The organism is Bartonella jaculi, from assembly GCF_039543045.1.
Classification (GTDB): domain Bacteria; phylum Pseudomonadota; class Alphaproteobacteria; order Rhizobiales; family Rhizobiaceae; genus Bartonella; species Bartonella jaculi.
The window spans coordinates 1-4,756 of sequence record NZ_BAABIZ010000053.1 but is presented as its reverse complement, the minus strand read 5'-3'; the positions used below and the strand labels follow the sequence as shown (position 1 = coordinate 4,756).

Below are 4,756 nucleotides of genomic sequence, written 5' to 3'. Positions count from 1 at the left end.
AATAGAATATATTTTGAAGGTATTTTGAGGGTTTGAGAAACCTTCAAAACCTATAAGCAAAATGAATATACATAACTCTCTTTAAATAAAGCTTTTAAAAAGGATAAATCTATCATTTGAGATTACGGTATAATCTTTTAGAGGCAATCCGAATAAATCTTATCTTGTTTAAGAGGGGATTTCTTATAAGTCTTAAAGCAATCCAAAGTAGAGTGTTTAAAAGTGCAAATGATTTCTTTTTAGAATAACACATATAAACACTCCTTTTAAGATTGTATCTAATAAACTTACAAAAGAGGTATAGCTATATTCTATACCCCTTATGAGATTAGCATGCCCATTATGTGAGCATGCTTTATACGCTTATTCAGTTTCTCTAATTTCTAATTTTGGTAAGTTTTTAACGATTTTCATTGTTTCTAAACTTACAGTAATAACCCTTTGAAACAATTCTAATGGATAAGCAGGGTTACCAACCGTTTCAATAGCATAGTGATTAGCATCATTCACAATACCACTCTTTTTATCAGTCTTAACACATTGACGACCCATAACCCATTCAAGAGCGGGCTTGCCATTGACGATATACTCATAAGCTTCAAGAGGAATGTCTGTTATTGTGATATTGCTGTTGTAAATAACAGTGGTTTTATCCTTTTCCTTACTATTTTTAATTTTTGCGAATTTCATTTCTGTAACGTAGTAAAATTTTTCGGGATTAGAAATATCAGTCTGTTTTGGATTGCCTTTTTTAAATGAGACTGGATAAGGTGCTATGCTTTCATAATTTACATGTAAATGACCCAGTTCACGCCCTGCTGTAACAAATTTCCAAAAGTCCTCAGCTGTCTTTACGCAAGGGATACGAGGCAATTCTTTACATAAATTATGAGCATAACGGGCGCGATAATCTTCCGAATGTAATAATCCATAAACATAATAAAAGATATCTTCTTTTGTTATGGTCTCATTAGGATAAGTAGACTGAAATTTCTTTAAACCCGCATCTGTAATACCATCACGAACTTTCTTTTTTGCACCTGGAGTAAATAAGCTATGGTTATGATGTTTCTTATCTTCACAATGAAACATAAGCGGATAACATCTTGTTTTTTCTAATGTATCATAGGTAATGGGTTTATTACTCATGAGACAAGAGAAACTTGAGTTACTACCACTACCTGAAACACAAATACCAAGATTATGTGAAATATCTGGATTAAAAAATTTATGTGTTTGCCCTATCCGTTCATTAAGGAATGATGATGCATAATGCCATGCTATCATAAACGGTCGATAAAGAATAGGAACCTTTAAATGTGCTTCAAATGTTGCATTTATATCTTGCTTTAGTTTAGATATAAGAGCATCCGACCAACTAATTTTTGTAGCATCATAATCAATAATCTTTTTCACAGATACATAAGATTTTTTAGAAACGAGTTTCCTCTGTATATTAAAAAAATCAATTGTTTTTTGAATGGATGCATCTAATTTTTCACATGAGAAATTGTAAACCCAAGCATCTCGATTTGATAATACACCAGGTGACATTATCTCAAAAAGTTTAGCGTCTGCTAAAATATTTTTATTTCCCATTGAAATAAATTGATCAAAATCTGCATTTCTTTTCTTGATCCAATCATATTTTTCATTAGGGCTAATCGGAATAAATTTTTTAGATTGCACTATCTTTTTTACACTTCTCAATGTACGTAATCTTTCTAATTTTTCTTTGGTAGAAAGATTATTACCAATATCATGATAGTAAATCTTACATGGCTGTTTCTCATATGGATTGCGTACAAAAATAGTTATCGCTATTCCATTCATGCAACCAGATTTAAAGACGTTTTCTCCTTCTTTTGCTATATCTTTTGATTTCATATTTTTTCGAATATCACCACGAAGATTAATGATATAAATAGAAGAATATTCACTCTGTAAGCAATTCCGCATACCGTCAGCAAATGTTTTATCAATCCATCCATTTCCAGAAACATAAGCTACAACACCGCCTTGTGAACTTAAACGATTACTTGCCCAACGAATTGCTCTAATATAGCTATCATAGAGGCCTCTTTTTAGTTTTGCTTGAGATCTTGATGCATATGTATTTTTGATGCTTTCATTAAGCGTATCATAACGTACATTTGGATTATTATCATTGGCACTTTTTTGACCAACTGAATAAGGAGGGTTGCCAACAATAACTTGGATATCTGCTTCCTGCTGTTTTTTGCACCGTTCCGAATTTTCAAACATATAGTGTGTGAAGAAATCTTTCTCCTCAAGCATCAGAAATGTATCAGTTAAACAAATCCCTTCAAAAGGGATATAATCTCCTTTCATAAGACTATGATAGGTCGATTCAATGTTAATGGCTGCTATGTAATAAGCCAGTAAAACAATTTCGTTGGCTTTGATTTCATTTCGGAACTTATATTCCATATCCTCTGATTTGATCAGTCCAGATTGTAAAAGCCGTGTGATAAAGGTCCCAGTTCCAGTAAAAGGGTCGAGGATAGAGACGCCTCGAGAACTCAAACTTTGTCCAAACTCTTGCTCTAAAACATCATTGACGGAATGTAAGATAAAATCGACTATTTCAATAGGCGTATAAACAATCCCAAGTTTATCTGTTGTCTTTTTGAATGCCTTGGTAAAAAAATCTTCGTAAAGTTGAGTAATAAGGTTTTGTTTTGCACGCGTTTCAATGATACCTTCTGTATCCTCCCTTACACTTTGATAAAATTTATCAAGATCTTTGGCTTCTTCTTTGATATTCATCTTATCAAGTTCAGCTAAGATCTTTTCCATAGCCTGTGAGATAGCATTTTTACTCACAAACTCATTGCCATCAAACAAAGATTCAAAAATAGGACGTGTCACAAGGTGTTGCGCCAACATCTCAAGTGCATCTTCTTGTTCGATACTGTCATTTAAACCGTTCTTTAATTCTTTGTGAAAAACATGAAAGGCGCGATAAGCTTCACTCTTTTTATCAGCGAGTATGCTTTTAAGACGGATAATATGATTTTGTGCAATTGCAGCAACATTACCTGCCCATTTTTCCCATTGATTAGACTCTCCACATTTTCTGACAATGATTGGCTTAATAGCACGCGATAATTCATCGATATAAAAATCGAATTCTTCTTGTCCTCCAACCCTATGAGAACTTTCACTTACTACTGAGCCAATATGAAGCCCAGCACTTTCAGATTTTGCGTGGAAGGATAGTTCGTCAACAACTGCGGTCATTGCTTGTAAAGCAGGGTCAAAAGTTACCCCTACAATCTCAAATAGATGACGAACATCTTGGTCTAGCTCTAAAGCTTTCATTTTACTTTTAAAGTTGTCATCATGAGCACGCAACGCATTGAGAACTTGCCAGATGACATCATACTTTTTATTGTTTTCTAAAGCCTGTTGTGGTGGAATATTGAAGGGAATACCAACGGGTAAAATAATATAGCCTGTTGTTTTACCTTCTGCGCGACGCATTACACGCCCCACAGCCTGTATCACATCTACGTGACTTTTGCGCGGGTGTAAAAACATAACCGCATCAAGAGCAGGAACATCAACACCTTCAGAAAGGCATCTAACATTGCTGAGCACACGGCAGTTATTCTCATCTGTATCTTCTTTAAGCCAATCAAGCAATTTATTACGGTCTTTACCATTAAAAGTCCCATCAATGTGCTTAACATCAAAGATAAGAGATGTCTTACTTTCGGGAACAAATTTATGATATTCATCAATAGCATCATTAAAAATCTCACTAACTCGTTCAGATGTCTTGATATCCCTACAGAAAGCCAGAGAACGACGCATAGGCTTTATGTCGTTATCCTCATCATCTTTCTTTTCTATTTGAGAAAGTGCTTTGTAGCAGCCAATCATTTTGGTTGTATCATCAAGAATAAGTTCGGAATTTTTATCTTTAAGACGTTTCTGAATTGTTGCGTTGATAATTGCTTCATCAACAGCTAAAACAATAACTTTATAAGGGGTTAACAGTTTATTTTGTAGAGCTTTTGAAAAAGTATAGGTGTAAAGATTTTTCCCATAGAGGGCTTCATCATCCATAGAAGCCAGCACGGCATCGGATACGTCAGCCTTTTTTTTCAGCTTATCGGTAAAGATCTTAGGCGTTGCTGTCATGTAGAGGCGTTTTTTACCTTGAATGATGCTGTTGTCGTGAACCTTGACAAACTCAGATTCATGCTTGTCTGTTCCTAATACAACCCCCGTTGTCCTATGGGCTTCATCACAAATGATCAGATCAAATTCGGGTAAATCATATTCCTTTTGCGCATCGGAAATCACTTGAATGGAATGATAGGTCGAAAAGACCGCGGTCATCACATCAAGAGAGGTCTTATTGGCTTTACGGGCAAGTTCTTTTGCATCCGTGGTAGCCGGCAAGACAAGATCTGATGCATCAAGACCAGATTCATCATCATGTTTACTTTTACGACGCTTGCCTACTTGTGTATCCGAACACACGGCAAAAGAACGCAAGGGGATTTCTGTATCAATGGTCCATTCACGGATTGTTTGTGACATCAAAGCAAGAGAAGGTACCAGAAACAATACACGCTTGCCTTTTCCAGCTATTTGTTCTGCTATCTTAAGACTGGTGAAAGTTTTTCCCGTTCCACATGCCATAATAAGCTTGCCACGGTCTGCTTCTTGCAAACCTTCACAAACTCTCTCAAGCGCTTCTATCTGATGATCTAAAAGCTTT

1 protein-coding gene is annotated in these 4,756 nt (G+C 35.3%); it reads right to left on the bottom strand.

Translation table 11 applies throughout. The features are described 5' to 3' along the window. Window positions 1–363 precede the first annotated feature (363 nt). Window positions 364–4,756: type ISP restriction/modification enzyme (locus ABD915_RS08880; RefSeq protein WP_345117493.1), on the bottom strand; the 4,393-nt coding region annotated here is incomplete at its 5' end.